Source organism: Pseudomonas mendocina (assembly GCA_037482215.1).
GTDB classification, from domain to species: Bacteria; Pseudomonadota; Gammaproteobacteria; order Pseudomonadales; family Pseudomonadaceae; genus Aquipseudomonas; species Aquipseudomonas mendocina_E.
In genome coordinates, this window is the sequence record CP148074.1 from 4,605,326 (window position 1) to 4,620,399 (window position 15,074).

At 58.8% G+C, this 15,074-nt stretch carries 12 protein-coding genes; 7 read left to right on the top strand and 5 right to left on the bottom strand.

What is annotated here, in order from left to right; genetic code table 11:
• Positions 1 to 8 precede the first annotated feature (8 nt).
• Positions 9 to 1,433, top strand: coding sequence for a glucose-6-phosphate dehydrogenase (zwf, locus tag WG219_21205; GenBank protein ID WXL28068.1), 1,425 nt, complete (start codon positions 9 to 11; stop codon positions 1,431 to 1,433).
• On the opposite strand, the gene WG219_21210 is transcribed toward zwf, so the two are convergent.
• Both WG219_21210 and WG219_21215 read right to left on the bottom strand, forming a co-directional pair.
• Positions 1,430 to 2,695, bottom strand: a complete 1,266-nt coding sequence (locus tag WG219_21210) for an MFS transporter (GenBank protein ID WXL25779.1) — start codon at positions 2,693 to 2,695, stop codon at positions 1,430 to 1,432. The genes zwf and WG219_21210 overlap by 4 nt on opposite strands.
• Before the next feature lie 65 nt (positions 2,696 to 2,760).
• A complete protein-coding gene (locus WG219_21215) occupies positions 2,761 to 5,547 on the bottom strand; it encodes an EAL domain-containing protein (GenBank protein ID WXL28069.1) in 2,787 nt (928 codons plus the stop codon).
• A gap of 328 nt (positions 5,548 to 5,875) precedes the next feature.
• Here WG219_21215 and uvrD point away from each other — a divergent pair, with 328 nt between their 5' ends.
• The 4 genes from uvrD to WG219_21235 all read left to right on the top strand — a co-directional run bounded on the left by uvrD (position 5,876) and on the right by WG219_21235 (position 10,823).
• Positions 5,876 to 8,074 carry a DNA helicase II gene (uvrD, locus tag WG219_21220; GenBank protein ID WXL25780.1) on the top strand — a complete coding sequence of 733 codons (2,199 nt, stop codon included), beginning with the start codon at positions 5,876 to 5,878 and terminating at the stop codon, positions 8,072 to 8,074.
• A 34-nt stretch (positions 8,075 to 8,108) separates the two neighbouring features.
• Complete coding sequence (locus WG219_21225) at positions 8,109 to 9,200, top strand: TRAP transporter substrate-binding protein (protein ID WXL25781.1); 1,092 nt, start codon at positions 8,109 to 8,111, stop codon at positions 9,198 to 9,200.
• A gap of 193 nt (positions 9,201 to 9,393) precedes the next feature.
• Positions 9,394 to 10,254, top strand: coding sequence for a TIM44-like domain-containing protein (locus WG219_21230; GenBank protein ID WXL25782.1), 861 nt, complete (start codon positions 9,394 to 9,396; stop codon positions 10,252 to 10,254).
• A 200-nt stretch (positions 10,255 to 10,454) separates the two neighbouring features.
• A complete protein-coding gene (locus tag WG219_21235) occupies positions 10,455 to 10,823 on the top strand; it encodes a VOC family protein (protein ID WXL25783.1) in 369 nt (122 codons plus the stop codon).
• 89 nt (positions 10,824 to 10,912) lie between these two features.
• On the opposite strand, the gene WG219_21240 is transcribed toward WG219_21235, so the two are convergent.
• Positions 10,913 to 11,455, bottom strand: coding sequence for a hypothetical protein (locus WG219_21240; protein ID WXL25784.1), 543 nt, complete (start codon positions 11,453 to 11,455; stop codon positions 10,913 to 10,915).
• A gap of 125 nt (positions 11,456 to 11,580) precedes the next feature.
• On the opposite strand from WG219_21240, the gene WG219_21245 reads away from it, so the two are divergent.
• A complete protein-coding gene (locus tag WG219_21245; protein ID WXL25785.1) occupies positions 11,581 to 11,988 on the top strand; it encodes an SMI1/KNR4 family protein in 408 nt (135 codons plus the stop codon).
• A 44-nt stretch (positions 11,989 to 12,032) separates the two neighbouring features.
• On the opposite strand, the gene WG219_21250 is transcribed toward WG219_21245, so the two are convergent.
• Together WG219_21250 and WG219_21255 are read right to left on the bottom strand one after the other, a co-directional pair.
• Positions 12,033 to 12,686: a GntR family transcriptional regulator gene (locus WG219_21250; GenBank protein WXL25786.1), complete on the bottom strand. Its 654-nt coding sequence runs from the start codon at positions 12,684 to 12,686 to the stop codon at positions 12,033 to 12,035.
• 90 nt (positions 12,687 to 12,776) lie between these two features.
• The gene (locus WG219_21255) at positions 12,777 to 13,544 is read right to left on the bottom strand and encodes an SDR family NAD(P)-dependent oxidoreductase (protein WXL25787.1); all 768 of its coding nucleotides are present in this window, start codon (positions 13,542 to 13,544) and stop codon (positions 12,777 to 12,779) included.
• A gap of 122 nt (positions 13,545 to 13,666) precedes the next feature.
• On the opposite strand from WG219_21255, the gene WG219_21260 reads away from it, so the two are divergent.
• Positions 13,667 to 15,058 (top strand): aspartate aminotransferase family protein, encoded by a 1,392-nt coding sequence (locus WG219_21260; GenBank protein WXL25788.1) that lies wholly within the window; start codon positions 13,667 to 13,669, stop codon positions 15,056 to 15,058.
• Positions 15,059 to 15,074 lie beyond the last annotated feature (16 nt).

Below are 15,074 nucleotides of genomic sequence, written 5' to 3' on the forward strand. Positions count from 1 at the left end.
CCTGCGACATGCTGGTGTTTGGCGGTACCGGCGACCTGGCGTTGCACAAACTGCTTCCTGCACTCTATTACCTGCATCGGGCCGGTCGGCTGCATGCTGAAACACGCATCATTGCCCTGGCCCGAAGCCCCCACACTCGTAGTGCTTTCCAGGCGCTGGCTGAACGAAACTGTCGTGCTCATGTCGCCCGTGAGGACTTCGACAATGAGACCTGGGCGAGGTTCGCCGAACGCCTCGACTACCTGGCCATGGACGCCAGCCAAAGCGCAGACTTCGGGCGCCTGAGCAAGCATCTGGGGGATGACCCAGAGCGGGTACGTATTTACTACCTGGCCACCTCCCCGGCCTTGTTTGAAGACATTGCCTCACACCTGAAAATCGCCGGGCTGGCCGGGCCCAAAGCACGCATCGTGCTGGAAAAACCCATCGGCCACTCACTGGAGTCAGCCCGCGCCATTAACGCCTCCATCGGCGCAGTCTTCGATGAGTCGCGGGTATTCCGTATTGATCATTACTTAGGTAAAGAAACCGTACAAAACCTGATGGCCCTGCGTTTTGCCAACGCTCTGTTCGAGCCTGTATGGCGAGCTGGCCATATCGAATACGTGCAAATCAGCGTGTGCGAAACCCTCGGTGTGGAAAACCGTGGCAGCTACTACGAGCAGGCTGGGGCCATGCGTGACATGGTGCAAAACCACCTGCTGCAACTGCTCTGCCTGGTGGCGATGGAGGCGCCCGTGCGCTTCGACGCCGAAGCGGTGCGTAACGAGAAGGTGAAAATTCTCGAAGCGCTCAAGCCCATCAGCGGCCTCGATGTGCAGGACAAAACCGTGCGCGGCCAGTACACCGCCGGGAAGATCGGCGGGCAGGAAGTACCGGCCTACTACTTTGAAAAGAATGTGGATAACGACAGCGACACTGAAACCTTTGTCGCCGTGCAGGCCGAAATCGACAACTGGCGCTGGGCCGGGGTGCCCTTCTACCTGCGTACCGGCAAGCGCATGGCACGCAAAACCTCAGAAATCGTCATCCAATTTAAGCCCGTACCGCACCAGTTGTTCGGCGGCAGCGAGGCCAACCGCCTGCTGATTCGTCTGCAACCGGAGGAGCGCATCAGCCTTCAACTCATGGGCAAAAGCCCCGGCAAAGGCATGCACCTGCAACCCGTGGAGCTGGATCTGAACCTGGCCAACGCCTTCAACAAACAGCGACGCTGGGACGCTTACGAGCGCCTGCTGCTGGACGTCATTGAAGGCGACTCAACCCTGTTTATGCGCCGCGATGAAGTGGAAGCGGCCTGGGCCTGGGTCGATCCGATCATCAGCGGCTGGCACCAGCACTACCAGAGCCCGCGCCCCTATCCAGCCGGCACCAACGGCCCGGAACAGGTGAACAACTTGCTGGAGCGCTACGGACGGCAATGGCTGGATTAGGCTAGCGGCTGGCTTGCCCTGTTACGGAAGTACAGGGCAACCAGCACCAGCCCGAAAACGCCTGCCGCGCCTGACAGCCAAAACAGCCCGTCAAAGCCCAACCACTTGGCCAGCACACCGCTGGCCGCCCCCACCACACCAGCCAGCAGCATCTGCACACTGGCCTGCAAGGTAAAATCAGCACCCTCGTGCTCTGGTCGACAACACCCCATCATCGCGGCGAAAAGCGCCACCGTGGACATGCCATCGGCAAACTGCTCAAACAGCGCCACGGTGTACACCTGTACTGCGCTGGCAGCCGAGCCTGCCAGCCAGGCCATGGCCGCGATGCCCACCGCCTGCAACAGGCCGAACAGCATCAGCGAACGGAACACACCCAGGCGGCCGTACAGCAGGCCGCCAATAAACGCCCCGCAAATACCAACCACACTGCTGACCAAGGTCAGCTCACCCAAGGCGCCGCTGCTCCAGCCCTGATCCACCAGCATCGGTTTAATCATCGGTGAGCCGAGCGCATCACCCAATTTGAAGCCGAGCAACACCACCAGCCAGAACAACATACCCGGCTGCACCAACAGGCCCCGGTAATGCTGCCAAAGCAACGACGGCCCCGCAGTAGCCTCAGCCTTATCAGCTTGAAACGGCAACTCGCGCCGCTCAGCAAAACGCCAAATCGGCACCGTCATCAGCACCAGCAGCAAGGCAACCAACGCAATGCTCAGGTTCCAGCCCAGCGGCTCCATCATCAGCAACAGGCCGCTCCCGCTGACCAACATGCCAACCTTGTAGCCGCCGACTTGCAAACTGTTGCCAAAGCCGCGAAAACGTTCGGGCAGCAGGCGTACAGCCAGACCATCAGTAGCAATGTCCTGAGTCGAAGCGGCAAGGTTGATCAGCAGTAACAGTCCGACCAGCAAGGCAATCGAATGGCCAAACAGCATGTCCGGGCTCATTAATGCCAGCACCAGCAGGATGCTGATCACGGTCAACTGCAACGGCAAAATCCAGCCCCGCCGGTGCCCTAGCCGCGCTGAAGCGAGGCGATCCACCCACGGTGCCCACAGCACCTTCAGCAGCCAGGGCAACGCCAGTAGTTTGAGCAGCCCGATCAAGGCCAGATCGACACCATGCTGACGCAACAACACCGGCAGAGAGTGGGCAATCAAGCCGGAAGGCAGACCCTGTGCACAGTAGAGCGATGCCAGCAGGATGACCGTACTACGGGGCAACGTACTGGCAGACGAGGACAGAGCTAACGACATGGTGATGTCTGGTTATCCGGGAAAACGCGACAGTAGCGACCCCGCCCACAACAGACAAGCACCATTCAGGAAACACCGGCACTGACAAACTGCTCACTGAACAGCGCCGCAAAACGCTCGGCATTTACCGGCCTGCTGATCAGATATCCCTGCACCTCATCACAGCGCTGGCTGCGCAGAAACTCCAACTGCTCCTCAGTTTCCACACCTTCAGCCACTACCTTCAGTTCCAGGCTGTGGGCCATGGCAATGATCGCCCGAGTAATCGCAGCATCCTCGCTGCCCGGCGTGAGATCACGGATAAAACTCTGATCAATCTTCACGTAATCCACCGGGAAACGCTTGAGGTAGCTGAGCGAGGAGTAGCCAGTGCCGAAATCATCAATCGCCAGCTTGACCCCCAACTGACGCAGCTGACGGAAGGTGCTGATGACGCTTTCAACGTTATCCAGCAGTTGGCTTTCAGTCAGCTCCAATTCCAACAGATGCGGCGGCAGATGCGTCTCTTCCAGCGTCTGGCAGACCAAACTGTACAAATTGCCCTGACGCAACTGATGCACCGACAGGTTGACTGAAACCCGTACCGGCCCCGGCCCTTCCAGCTGCCAGACGCGCGCCTGACGACAAGCCTCACGCAGCACCACTTCGCCAATGTCACCAATCAGGCCGGTCTCCTCGGCCAAGCCAATAAAGTCCCCCGGCGGCATCAAACCCAGCTCAGGGTGACGCCAGCGCACCAGCGCTTCAGCGGCAAATATCCCATCCGTCGCCAGGCACAGCTTGGGCTGATAGAAGACCTCCAACTGGCCATCGGTAATGCCCTTGCGCAACTGGGTTTCCAGTTGCAGGCGCTCCAGCGTGCAGGCCTGTAGGTTATCTGTGAAGAATTGCAGGGTATTACCACCCAAGTGCTTGGCATGTTGCATGGCCATGTTGGCCTGGCTGATCAGCACCGGGATTTCCCGGGCGTTGTCCGGCATCAGGCTAATACCCAACGAAGCACTGATGACCAACTCATGACCGCCCACCGTCATCGGCATGCGCAACTTGCTGAGCAAGCGGCTGGCCAATCGCGCCAAGCTGGAAAGGCTGGTGTAGGAGTCGATGATGACGCCAAACTCATCCCCAGACAGACGCGCCAGCGTGTCAGCTTCAGGCAATGCCTGGGAAAGACGACGGCTAATCTGCCGCAGCAGCTGATCCGCCACCTCATGACCCAAGCTGTCATTAAGGATTTTGAAGCGGTCCAAGTCGATGTGCAGCAGCGCCAGGCTGCGGCCTGACTGCCGAGAACGCTGCCCGGCTTCGTGCAGGCGCTCTTTGAACAATGAGCGGTTGGCCAGCCCCGTCAGCTCATCGTAATGAGACAAGTAGCGCAGGCGCTCTTCGGCCTCACGCCGTGCCGTCAGGTCAGCAAAAAAACCCACGATATGGCTGACATTACCCAGGCTGTCGCGCACCACGTTGAGCTGCAACCACTGTGGGTAAAGCTCACCGTTCTTACGGGTGTCGATCAACTCACCCTGCCAGCTGCCAGTCTTTTCGAGCTCCATGCTGATCAGATGATACTGGCGGCGGTTGTCACTACTGCCCAGCAAGGAGATGACGCTCTTACCCAGAACATCTTCCTTGGTATACCCAGTCACCAAGCTGAACGCTTGGTTGATCGACATAAAATGGTAGTTCGGATCAAGGATCACGATACCTTCACTGGCTGCCTCGAATACCGTGGCGGACAGGGCCTGTTGCTCCTCATGCTGCTTGCGGGCGCTGATGTCGCGGCGCGTGCCGAGCATACGCAGCACACGGCCTGCTTGATCACGCTCTACAGCCTTACCGCGATCCTCTATCCACACCCAATGGCCATCGGCATGGCGCACGCGGTATTCGACGTGGTAGCCGTCCGTCAGGCCTTTCATATGCTCAACCAGAGCTTGGCGCAGCAGCGGCATGTCCTCAGGATGCAGGCGGGGTTTTAAGTCTCGCAGCATGGCCTGAACTTCATGGTTCTCCAGGCCAAAAATTTCTTTGATCCGTGAGTGATGCACCTCATCGGTCTGTAGATCCCAATCCCACAGCCCCAACCCACTGGCTTCAATGGCCATACTCAGGCGCGTGCGGCTTTTGCTCAGCGCGCGGGTGGTCTGGTCCAACTCCCGCGTGCGTTCCTCAACCCGGAGTTCCAGCTCCTCATGGGCTAAGCGCAACTCACGTTCAGCCCGACGACGTTGCCCCACCTCATTTGCCAAGCCTGCATTCAAGGCCTCTGCCTGCAACTTGGCATACTCAAGGTTGCTGATCAGCGCCTGATTCTGGAAACGTTGCAACAAGCTGGTTTGCACCAGACGGTTGACCTGCCAGGCCACCACCAACAAGGCGAACATTAAGATAGTGCCCAGTACCCCCCAGCTCTGTTGCTGTTGGTTATCCACAGACAACAGGTTAACCATCGGCGGCAGCAAACACGGCAATGCAAACGAGAGAAAAGCACCGAAACTGATGGCATAGGCCACACTGGCAGACAGCACCGCCGCAGCAATCAGCCCATAGACCAGAGCCTGCAATAACAGGTCATTGGCTGGAGCAATAAAGATGGCGGTAAAACCTAAGGTCAGGCCCGAGACAACCGCCCCGACCAAAAATTGCCAGTGCCAGCGTCGTTCAGCCTGCTGGCTGGGCAATGACCTTTTAAATGCCCGCACCTGAACCAAACGCAGCACTGCAAGTGCTACGACCCAAACAGCCCAAGCTGAAAGCAGAGCTGAGTGCGTAACCCCCCACATCAAGCCAGTGCACACCAGGCAACTGAGCAGCATAAAAAGGGTCGGCACTTGTGAGCCCTGATAGAGCATACGCGTGCGTTCAACAGCAATGTCCGGCACGTATCGCGGTGCAACATTCTGCACAGGCGTCGCCTGCTCGCCGTTTGCCTCTAGAGGCGGATTCGAAATAGTCATAGGCGTTTTTTTATAATCATGGTTGCCTAAACGCCCAGCAGCATACGTTAAGGAACGTCCAATCCCAAGAGATGGGGTGATGGCATTTAGTGTAGAAATACCTATCTTTTTGTCTGTTTTGTAGACTCTCTTCCAACATTAACCGATGACCTGTCAGTCACTTGATCCGCGACATTGCGCCCAGCGGTTTGCCCTGCCAGCCCTGCCCCCCTAAAATGTCGCCATGCAAAATAACCCTGAACTCCTCCTTGCCTCCCTCAATGACGCCCAGATCCAGGCTGTTGCCGCTCCGCTCGGCCGGCAGTTGGTTCTGGCCGGCGCAGGCTCAGGCAAAACCCGCGTGCTGGTGCACCGTATCGCTTGGCTGATCCAGATCGAGAATGCTTCGCCGCACTCGGTTCTCTCGGTCACCTTCACCAACAAAGCCGCTGCTGAAATGCGTCACCGCATTGAGCAAATGCTCGGCATCAGCCCCGCAGGTATGTGGGTCGGCACCTTCCACGGCTTGGCCCATCGCCTGCTGCGTGCACATTGGAAAGAAGCGGGGCTAAGCGAGAACTTCCAGATTCTCGACTCCGATGATCAGCAACGCCTGATCAAACGAGTAATCCGCGAGCTGGGCCTGGATGAACAGCGCTGGCCGCCAAAACAGGCCCAGTGGTTTATCAACGCCCAGAAAGATGACGGCCTGCGCCCGCAGAACATTCAGGCCGGTGGTGATCTGTTCCAGGCCACCATGGTCAAGATCTACCAGGCCTATGAAGAAGCCTGCGCCCGCGCCGGTGTGATCGACTTCGCCGAGCTGCTGCTGCGTGCCCTAGACCTCTGGCGCAACAACCCCGGCGGCATTCTGGAACACTACCAGCGCCGTTTCCGCCATATTCTGGTGGACGAGTTTCAGGACACCAACGCCGTGCAGTACGCCTGGCTGCGCATGCTCGCCAAAGGCGGCGACAGCCTGATGGTGGTCGGCGATGACGACCAGTCAATCTACGGCTGGCGCGGCGCCAAGATCGAGAACATCCGCGAGTTCTCCGATGACTTTGCCGATGCGCAAGTCATTCGCCTTGAGCAAAACTACCGCTCCACCGCTGGCATCCTCAAAGCCGCCAACGCCGTGATCGCCAACAACCAGGGCCGCCTCGGCAAAGAGTTGTGGACCGAAGACAGCGACGGCGAGCCGCTGCGCCTGTATGCCGCCTTCAACGAGCAAGACGAAGCCCGCTACGTGGTCGAGTCGATCGAAGATGCCCTGCGCAAAGACGGCCTCAAGCGCAGCGAAATCGCCATTCTGTATCGCTCCAACGCCCAGTCGCGGGTGCTGGAAGAAGCCCTGCTGCGGGAGAAAATCCCTTATCGCATCTACGGCGGCCAGCGCTTCTTCGATCGCGCCGAAATCAAGAACGCCATGGCCTACATGCGTCTGCTGGATGGCCGCGAGAACGACGCCGCGCTGGAGCGCATCATCAACGTGCCGACCCGTGGCATTGGTGAGAAAACCGTCGAGTCGATCCGCGAATACGCCCGCGTTCATGCCCTTCCCATGTGGCACGCCATCGTCCAAATGCTGGCGAGCAAAGCCCTGCCGGGCCGGGCAGCGGGTGCGCTGGCAGGTTTTATCGAGCTGATCGAAAACCTCAGCAGCAAAACCCGCGAAATGCCGCTGCACCTGATGACCCAAACCGTCATCGAACAGAGCGGCCTGATTGCCTATCACCAGGCCGAGAAAGGCGAAAAGGCCCAGGCCCGTGTGGATAACCTTGAGGAACTGGTCAGCGCCGCGCGCAACTTCGAGAACCACGAAGAGGACGACCTCACGCCGCTGCAGGCCTTCCTCACCCACGCCTCGCTGGAGGCCGGTGATACCCAAGCCGCCGAGAACGAAGACAGCATCCAGCTGATGACCCTGCACAGCGCCAAAGGTCTGGAGTTCCCGCTGGTGTTCCTGGTCGGCATGGAAGAAGGCCTGTTCCCGCACAAGATGAGCCTGGAAGAGCCCGGCCGCCTTGAGGAGGAACGTCGCTTGGCCTACGTGGGCATCACCCGTGCCATGCACAAGCTGGTGCTCACCTACGCAGAAACCCGACGTTTGTATGGCAGCGAAACCTATAACAAGGTGTCACGCTTCGTCCGCGAAATTCCACCGGCACTGATTCAGGAAGTTCGCCTGTCCAACAGCGTCAGCCGCCCCTTTGGTGCAGTCAGCCGCAACGGTGGTAACAGCGACAGCAACCTGTTCGCGGGCAGTGCCGTACCAGACACCGGCTTCAGCCTGGGCCAGCGCGTCAGCCATTCATTGTTTGGCGAAGGCACCATCCTCAACTTTGAGGGTTCCGGTGCTCAAGCGCGGGTGCAGGTGAATTTCGAGAGTGAAGGCAGCAAGTGGCTGATGCTCAGCTACGCCAAGCTGCAAGCACTGTAAGGCACATCGGACAGAACAAGACCAAGGAGCTTCCATGAAACGCCGTTACCTGCTGCTTGCCAGCGCCCTGCTTGCAACCCTGGGCCTTACTGGCTGCAAAGAGGACAAAGCGCCCGCGCAGGCAGGCGCAGCACAAGCCGACAAGGTTTATCACTGGAAAATGGTCACCGCCTGGCCGAAGAACTATCCAGGCCTGGGCACCTCTGCTGAGCGTCTGGCCGAGCGGGTCAACGCCATGAGCAACGGCCGCTTGAGCATTAAAGTCTATGCCGCAGGCGAGCTGGTGCCCGCGCTGGAAGTCTTCGATGCCGTCTCCCGTGGCACCGCTGAACTGGGCCATGGCGCAGCTTATTACTGGAAGGGGAAAGTCTCGGCAGCACAGTTCTTCACCTCTGTGCCATTCGGCCTGTCAACTCTGGAAATGAACGCCTGGCTGAACAAAGGCGGCGGTCAGGCTCTGTGGGATGAAGCCTACGCCCCGTTCGGCATCAAACCGCTGGCCGTGGGCAACAGCGGCATGCAGATGGGCGGCTGGTTCAACAAGGAAATCAACAGCCTTGCTGACCTTAAAGGCCTGAAGATCCGCACACCTGGGCTCGGTGGCGAAGTGTTCTCCCGCCTCGGCGCCATCAGCGTCAATATGCCCGGTGGTGAGGTATTCACCGCCCTGCAAACCGGCGCCATCGATGCCACTGACTGGGTCAGCCCCTTCAATGATCAAGCCTTCGGTCTGCAACAGGCGGCCAAGTATTACTACTTCCCCGGCTGGCAGGAGCCTCAGGCGACCCTTGAGCTGCTGATCAACCAGAAGGCCTTCGACAGCCTGCCTGCCGACCTGCAAGCCATCCTCACCGAGGCAACCCGCGCCACCAGCCAGGACATGCTCGACGATTACACCTATCACAATGCCCTGGCCCTGGATGAGCTGAAGAAATCCGGCACACTGCTCAAACGCTTCCCCGATGACGTACTGGAAGCCATGCAGCGTGAAAGCATCAACGTGCTTGGCGAGCTAGCTGCCGAGAACGACCTGAACGGACGCATCTGGGCCTCCATGCAAGCCTTCCAGGCCTTGGCCGGTAAGATGCAGGACATCTCCGAGAAAGAGCTGTACAACTGGCGTTGAGCCAACCCATCAACCGACAGGCGGCGCCATTAAGCCCCGCCCGTCGATTTATCCACTGGGCATCACCAACTGTCACCGCAGCAGACTAGGCTTTGAGCGTAAAGCAAAAGCCAGAAACACTCTCTGGCTAGCCAGCTGTAGACAGACAGCGCAAGATGACCCGCGTAGTTCCAATCATTAAGAGACAGCCTGCATGCAACGTTTCCTTAGTATTGCCCTGGCCATGTTCATGACGCTGGGCCTGACCATGAGTTTCGACGCCGAGGCCAAACGCCTGGGTGGCGGTAAATCCTTCGGCTCCGCGCCGAGCCATCAGACCCGTCAACAAGCGCCTGCACAACAGAACGCTGCGCCTGCCACTGCTGGCCGTCAGCCTGCTGCTGCAAGCGGTGCTTCGCGCTGGCTGGGCCCTCTGGCCGGTCTGGCTGCCGGTGGTCTGCTGGCCTCCATGTTTATGGGTGACGGCTTCGAAGGCATCCAGTTCATGGACATCCTGATCTTCGGCCTGATCGCCTTCCTGCTGTTCCGCTTCCTCGCGGCCCGTCGCCAGCAAGCAAGCCCGGCAGCAGCCGGTGGTGTGCCGATGCAACGTGAAATGCCGAGCAGCAACAACGGCTCCAGCAACATCTTCGGCAACAGCATCCCGAACAGCAGCAGCGCGCTGATCAAGCCGGTTATCAACGCCCCGGCTTGGTTCAACGAGCAGAGCTTTATCAATGCGGGTCGTGAGCACTTCATGAGCCTGCAACAGCATTGGGATGCGAACGAGATGGACAAGATCGCCGAGTTCGTCACCCCGCAAATGCTTGAGTTCCTGCGCCGCGAGCGTGCCGAACTGGGTGATGGCTTCCAGTCCACCTACATCGACAACCTCGACGTACAGCTGGACGGCGTGGATGACAACAGCGACAAGACTGTTGCCACCCTGACCTTCACCGGTATCTCGAAAACCTCGCGCTTCGACCAGGGCGAGCAGTTTAGCGAAAGCTGGCGCCTGGAGCGTGCAGTTGGTGAAAACCAACCTTGGCTGGTGGCGGGCATCCGTCAAAACTAAGCCAAACCGCGCTTACAAAAACGCCGCTACCTGCGAAGGTATGCGGCGTTTTTTATTGCCGTCTCCGGGGCAGGCTAACCCTGCGTAGAGATCTCTGACGATTGCAAAACGATCGTTCCTAATTCAGGCTGAACGACGCCGATTCAGGCTACAATTTCGGCGGTTTTATCCCCCACGGGTTTTACTTAAGGAGTACCCGCATGATTGCTTACACCCTGTATGGCACCAACGACATCGAGAAAGCCAAGGCCTTCTACACCGAGCTGCTAGCCGAGTTGGGTGCGACCGTGCAACAAGATTTTGGCCGTGTGGTGCTGTTCGGCAAGAGCCCGGCTGAACCGAGCTTCGGCATTTGCGGCCCGCAAAACGGCGAGCCAGCCACCGCGGGTAACGGCACCATGATCAGCCTCGTCGCCAGCTCCCGTGAAGCGGTAGACGGTGTTTACGCCAAGGCTCTGGCCCTGGGTGCGACTGACGAAGGTGCGCCGGGTGAGCGTCTGCCAGGCATGTACCTGGCTTACATCCGTGATCTAGATGGCAACAAGCTGGCGTTCTTCCACGCAGGCTGATGCCATTTGCCCTGCCCGCTCATTGCGTGGGGCCTAAATAAAACGCCGCTTTAGCCCAAGCTTTAGCGGCGTTTTAATTTCAAAACCGGTTAGTGCACACCCGCAGCCCAGTCTTGTATAAGGCGGTCGCGCTCGCGGCTGTTGCGCTCAAAGGCGTCCAGTTGCTCGGCGTAATAATTCACCCATTCCCGTGGCCCGGGCATCATATTGGCCAGATCGCGCATACTCTCTTTCATCGCCGCCACGAGCTTTTGCAGATCCCTTTCCTGCTCCTGTAAGAGCTGACTAATCCTGCCAACGCTGTCGGGCTCTTCGCTGCGCTTGAATACATCGTCAAGCTGGGACTGATGCTGGCTGACCAAGAGCTTCTCGTGATGCATCAAGGATTGCTGCTGAATCGCGTTAGCCTGCTCAAGCGCTTGTACATGCAGTTGCAGCACGTGAATTTCACGCTCAGCGGCCGAGTCCGAGAGTACATAGAAGTTAAGGCCCAAGCTCAAGGCTACGGCACTCCACAAAGCATAGGGCATGAATTCAGCCAGGTTTTGCTTTACCGGATTCACGGAAAAGGCTGGCAGGCCGAAGGTTTTCGCAGAGGGAGGGGCGGAGGCAACTTCGAAATCAATCTTCATGACAAAATCCTTTTGTCGCTGGCAACCTGTCTAGGTCGCGGCATATAAAGGCATTATGCCATCTTTTACCCCGTTATATACTCAGGTATAAACGCCCGATTTGATTGCTAGCAAGAGGCTATCCCGTGGAAGACGTCATCGAGCAGTTGCGCGAACTCAACGAACCGGTGCCAGTGCCTCTGGAATTACCGGATGAAGAAACGCTGGTGGAGATTCAGGAACAGATCCTGATTCACCTGCCCCACGGCCTGCGTGAGTTCCTCCTGCAAGTCAGTGATGTGGTATTTGGCCGCCTGGAGCCAGTCACCGCCAGTGATCCGCAGTCCCATACCTATCTGCCAGAAGTCGCCGCTACGGCTTGGTCCCTCGGTGTGCCACGGGAAATGGTGCCGTTGTGTGAAGACCACGGTAACTACTACGTCGTGGAAGAAGACGGCACGGTGCTGCTGTGGGAAGCCGAGACCGAAGAGTTCAGCGAAGAAAGCTGGGAGTCAGTCTGGCACTGGGCTCGGGACGTCTGGCTGGAAAGCTGATGTAACAACGGGCAACCCAAGGGTTGCCCGTTTTATTTGAGCCCTCAGCGCACCTTACTTTCCAGATCCAGCAAGTTGAGCAGGTAGCGGGCAAAGTAGCTCATGTCCTGCTCCATGGCTTGCCGTGCTGCCTTGGCATCCCCTGCTTGCAATGCATTCAGGGCTTCTTCGTGGAAGTCGTTAAAGCGCAGTGACATATCCGCATCGGTAAACAGGCGGTTGAAGAACGGCCCGACCTGCAACCACAACGACTCGATGCTGCGCAGCAACACCGGATTGCCGCAGGCCTGATAGAGGGTCAGGTGGAACTGGCTGTTGGCATCCAGATAAGCCTGCACCTGACGCTGTTCGATGGCCTGATCCATCTGTTCCACATACTCCCGCAGAGCACTGATCTCGTCGCTGCTCAGGCGTGGTGTGGCCAGCTCGACAGCCAGCCCCTCAAGGCTCAGGCGCACCTGATAGATATGTTCGTAACGTTCGCGGGTCATCGGCGGCACGCGCAATGAACGCTGCGGCTCGCCCTCTAATGCGCCCTCGGCAACCAGTCGTTGCAACGCGGCGCGCACAGGCATGGGGCTGGTCCCCAGGTTGGCAGCGAGGTCGCGAATTTTAAGACGCTCGCCGGGTTCAAAACGTCCGCTGAGAAGGTCTTGGCGGATGCGCTGATAAAGCTGTTCTTGCAGATTGTCGGCCATAACGAATTAGCATCCTTGTACCGGTGGTGCAGGGAGCTGGGCGAGTGTCAGGGAGCAGTCACGCATGGGGGTTTTCCTTCTTAAATTGACTCAGGGTGCTTTGTTTTCAATCAAACAGTTGCCGCCATCGACAACGATGACTTCGCCGGTGATGTAGCTGGACTCCCGTGAGGCGAGAAAAGCCACGGCGGCGGCAATTTCTTCCGGGCGGCCTGCACGCCCCATAGGCGTGTACTCGGCGGCGCGAATCTCTTCTTCAGTGGACGAGCCGGTGGCAATCCAGCCTGGCGCGACACTGTTGACGGTAATACCTTGCTTGGCCACTTCCAGCGCCAGCCCCATGCTCATGCCGAGCATCCCGGCCTTGGCCGCACTGTAAGCAGACTCACCCACATTGCTGCCACGGGTGCCGGTGGTGGAGCTGATATTGACGATGCGTCCGTAGCCCCGCGCCTGCATTCCCGGCAGCACGGCGCGGGTCAGCAGGAAGGCGGTGCTGAGGTTGCGGGCGATGGACAGGTTCCAGGTCGCCAAGTCCATCGTGACCAGTTCAGCGAAGGGTTCCGGGCTGCCTTGCATGGCCATCCCGGCATTGTTCACCAATACATCCACCTGCCCCCATTGCGCCTCCGCCCACTGAAACAGCGCCTGCACTTGCTCTTCATCAGTCAGGTCAGCTGGGCGACCACGAGCCTCAATGCCTTCGGCCCTTAGTTCGGCGGCGCGTTGTTCGATGCGATCACTGCTGGCAGTCAACAAAATACGCATGCCCTGCTGCCCAAGACGACGGCAGATGGCAAACCCAATCCCGCTCTCACTACCCGCCCCGCTCACCAGAGCGACCTGTGGTTGTTGCATCGTGCAATCCTTCTTTGTGATCACATTTTTCGCAATAAACTACCAGTAAGCAGCATTAACAGCACTACTTGTATTTTTTGTGATCACAAAATACAGTGAAGAAAAAACAACAGGTATCCGACATGACCGCCAGTGGTATTTCCCAAGCCGCCGTAGACACCTTCGTCGAGCGCGAGCGTCAGCGCTTCCTTGCGCGCAACCCCAAGTCCGTCGAATTGGCCGAACGCGCCCGCCACTCGTTGTATGGCGGCGTGCCTATGCACTGGATGGCCGACTGGTCCACTCCAGTCCCCCTGTTCGTGGAGCGCGCCAAAGGCGCACGCTTCTATGACGTAGACGGCCACGAGTACATCGACTTTTGCCTGGGCGATACCGGCACCATGTTCGGCCACTCGCCTGACCCAATCGCCAAAGCCATTGCCGAACAAGGCAACAACGGCCTGACCACCATGCTGCCGGGCGAAGATGCTGTGGTTTGCGGTGAGCTGCTGGCCAAGCGCTTCGGCTTGCCCTTCTGGCAAGTGACCGCCACCGCCACCGACTCTAACCGCTACGTGCTGCGCTGGGCGCGGGCTATTACTCAGCGTAAAACCTTGCTGGTGTTTGATGGCTGCTACCACGGCACCGTGGATGACGTGATGGTGCGCTACCGCGACGGCGAAACCGTATTGCGCAGTGGCCTGATCGGCCAGGCCTACGACCTCACCGAACACAGCCGTTCAATTCCGTTTAACGATGTTGAGGCACTGGAAGCCGCACTGGCCAAAGGCGATGTGTGCGCCCTGCTGTGCGAACCGGCCATGACCAATATCGGCATGGTGCTGCCTGAGCCGGGCTTTATGCAGAAGTGCCGCGAGCTGACGCGTAAGTACGGCAGCCTGCTGATCATCGACGAAACCCACACCATCTCCACCGATATCGGTGGCTGCACCAAGCTTTGGGATCTGCAGCCGGACTTCTTCGTCGTCGGCAAACCCATTGCCGGTGGTGTGCCATGTGGCATCTTCGGTTGCAGCGCAGAAATGGCCGACGCCATGACCGCCGCACGCAAGCGAGCCAGCGAAAACAGCCACGGTCACGGCCACAGCGGCATGGGCACCACGCTGTCCGCCAACGCCCTGGCCATGCACTGCATGCGCGCCAACCTGGAACAGGTGATGACGCAAGCAGCCTACGACCACATGCTGCCGCTGGCTAAACGTCTGGCCGACGGCTTCCGCCGTTTGATTCTCAACCACAACCTGCGCTGGTCAGTGACCGAGCTGGGTGCACGCAGTGAGTTCCAGTTTTGCCCGGTATCACCGAAGACCGGTGCCGAAGCCGAAGCCGCGTTCCACGATGAACTGCAAATGGCCCTGCACCTGTACCTGATCAACCGCGGCATCCTGATCACGCCATTCCACAACATGACCCTGTGCTGCCCGAGCACCACAGCCGATGACGTGGACAAACTGATCAGCACCCTGGATGAGGCCCTGCGCGAATTGCTGGCCATTCCCGGCGCCCGCGAATAATCGCCTGACGTTGGTG